The organism is Nitratidesulfovibrio liaohensis, assembly GCF_011682075.1.
Classification (GTDB): domain Bacteria; phylum Desulfobacterota; class Desulfovibrionia; order Desulfovibrionales; family Desulfovibrionaceae; genus Cupidesulfovibrio; species Cupidesulfovibrio liaohensis.
Window position 1 is genome coordinate 1 of the sequence record NZ_VSMK01000374.1, and the last position, 2,771, is coordinate 2,771.

General features: G+C 67.6%; 2 protein-coding genes. Both read right to left on the minus strand.

The features are described 5' to 3' along the window. Nucleotides 1-236 precede the first annotated feature (236 nt). Nucleotides 237-1,121: a MarR family winged helix-turn-helix transcriptional regulator gene (locus FVW27_RS12460; protein WP_167125587.1), complete on the minus strand. Its 885-nt coding sequence runs from the start codon at nucleotides 1,119-1,121 to the stop codon at nucleotides 237-239. Between the two features lie 185 nt (nucleotides 1,122-1,306). Further along, nucleotides 1,307-2,770, minus strand: a complete 1,464-nt coding sequence (locus FVW27_RS12465) for a M14 family metallopeptidase (RefSeq protein ID WP_243838418.1) — start codon at nucleotides 2,768-2,770, stop codon at nucleotides 1,307-1,309. Nucleotide 2,771: the final 1 nt, after the last annotated feature.

Below are 2,771 nucleotides of genomic sequence, written 5' to 3' on the forward strand. Positions count from 1 at the left end.
GCGCCCTAGGGCGCCGTGGGGCGGCGTGGGGTGCCGCAAATCGGCGAACGGACGCAACGGCGCGGACGGGGTGCCGTCAGGCCCCGCAGGGCACGGCATTTTGCATCAGGCGCGCGCTACCGCATCAGCGCGCCACCGTGCCGCAGGGCGCGGGCATGTTTCGCACAAAGTCAAAGGGCACTCCGGCTGTGGCCGTGGTGCCCTTTTCTGGTGGATGTGCGCTGAGGTGCGTCGGATCAGGCGTCGCGTTCCGTATCCGGCGCGAAGGCGTCCCCAGCGTAGTTTTCAGGCGCGTCGGTGTCACGGGCAGCGGCAGCGGACGCATCGGTTTCCGGTCCCTGACCGGCGCGCGGGCCGTGCGGGCCGAACCCGCCGTGGCGTCCCCGGCCTCCATGTCCTCCATGACCGGCATGTCCCCGACCGTGCCCATGCCCGCAGCATCCTCCGCGTTCACCTTCCGCATCGGTGCGGGCATCGGGGCCGTCAGGGCCGTGCGTCGCATGGCAGCATCCCTGCCCGTGCGGGCCATGGCCGTGATGTCCATGCCCGTGGGGGCCATGGCCATGGTGCCCGCCGTGTCCGCCTTCAGCCACGGCGTCCTCGCCCCCGCAGCAGCCGTGGCGGCCCCTGCCGTGTCCATGTCCATGCTCGCCCATGCGGCGGCAGGCCACGGCTTCGCCGTACCTGGCCTCCAGCGAGGCGATGAGTTTGTCCAGCAACGCGGAAAGGTTTTCCTGCTCCTCTGCGGTCAGACCGGCCAGAGTGGTTTCCGCCGCGTCCTTGCGGGCCTGGCGCACCTCGTCCACCATGGCCCGGCCCTTTTCGGTCAGGAACACGGCGCTCATGCGCTGGTCTTCCTCGTGGCGGCGACGTTCGATGCTGCCGTCGCGCGAGAGCTTGTCCAGCAGTTCGCTGAGCGAAGGGGGCTGCACGCGCAGCAGGGCGGCAAGGTCGCGCGGGCTTTGCCCGTCCCGTTCGGCCAGCAGGGCGAGAACCCGGCCTTGCCCGCGATGCGCGCCGCCGCGACCGCCATGCGGACCGTGCGGGCCATGGCCCCGGTGCAGCAGATTCATGCAGTAATGCAACTGGTGAAACAGCTTTTCGGTGGTTGAAATGTTCATGTGTGTCTCCTTGTTTGTTTTTGATTAGGTGCCTAACGAGATGGGTATAAGCATCCGCCGGGCATGGTCAAGGAGAATTTGTTAGGTGCCGAAATATATTTCGCGCGGCGTATGAAAAAGATGAAGCCCCCGGCTGTCGCAGCCGAGGGCTTCGTGCATTTTTTCAAGCTGTTGCAAGGGCAATGCTAGTAGCCCAGCAGGCTCTCCCGCCCGGCCACCGAAGGCCGCATGTCGCGCTTGCCGGGCTTGGCCCCGCCCTCGAAGCGCACCAGGATCATGCCTGCGAACTTTTCGCCCCGGTACACTTCCACCCGGTAGATGTTGCCCGACTTGTCGATGGAAAAGCGGTTCTGGAAGTCTTTCTTGCGGATGGGCACGTCGCATTCGCTGTCGTCGCGCGCGCCGGGCCGGGCCACCTGCGCGCCGATGGCGTTGACGCGAAAGCCGTCCACGGGGTGCACGGTGAAGGCATCGCGCACGGTGACCATCCTGCCGAAGGGCACCACCAGCTTGCGGCCGTCCACGTCCAGCGAGAGCGAGCCGGGGCCGTCGGTGTATTCACGCCATTCGGGGGTGATGCGCGTCAGCGCCCGGTTGCCGTAGAACACCCGGTAGCCGTCGTCCTCGTCCACCACGGCCAGGATGGGCTTGGTGGCGGTGAACGATACCTTTTCGCCCTTCTTGAGCGGGATGTACCCCAGCGAGGCGCGCACGTCGTCCAGCGGCAGGTACAGCCGCTGGTCGAAGAAGGCCACGGCCACGTCGCTTTCCAGCGCGGCAAGCACGCCGCGCGGGGTCATGGCGAAGTCGCGTTTGAAGCCCACGCCCATCTGGCGCAGGAACGATTCCAGCACCCGCAGGTGGTAGTACGAGCGCTGCTCGGTGGAAAAGTCCTTGCTGGCCTCTATGCCGAAGGCGGGCTTGCCGTGGCGGATGGCGAAGTAGGTCAGGGTCTTCTCCATCTCGTGGTCGCCTTCGGCCGTGCGGGTGTTCTTCAGGTGGTACTCGTGCATGGGGCTGAGCAGGCCGCCGTTGGCCTCGCGCACGGCCTTCTGGGCCATGGCGGCAAGATCGCCGTGGCGCGCGCCGGGCAGGGCGGCCTGGTCGATGATCACGCTCTGCCCCCAGCGCATGGGGTTGCGCATGGGGCCTTCGTTCTTCGGGCGGTAAAAGCCGCTGCCGTCGTGCAGGTTCAGGATCAGGTCCACCTGCTTGTCGAGGATGATGTCCTTGATGCGGCAGACGGTGTCGTATTCCGGGTCGTCCGTGCGCAGGGCGGCGAACTTGCGGTTCATGTCGCCGTTGGGCCCGCGCGAGCGCTTGATCATGCTGGGAAAGTTGAGGTTGGGCACCACCCACACCGAGCCGCCCGTGATGGCGTAGTGGGTGACCAGCAGCGACGCGGCGGAAAAGCCGCCCGGCTCGTCGCCCTGGATGCCGCCCACCACCAGCACGGTGGGGCCGTTGCCGGTGCCCAGCTTGTACAGGTTGAAGTCCAGTTCGGTGTGGCGGGCCGGGGCCTTGGCCAGGTCCACGGCGGTGATGACGGCGGGCGCGGGGCTGGCGGAGGCCACTGTCTGCGTGGTGGCGGGCCGTTTGGCCTGGGCGGGCGATGCCGCCAGCGCGGGCGCGGCGTGCAGGCAGAGCAGC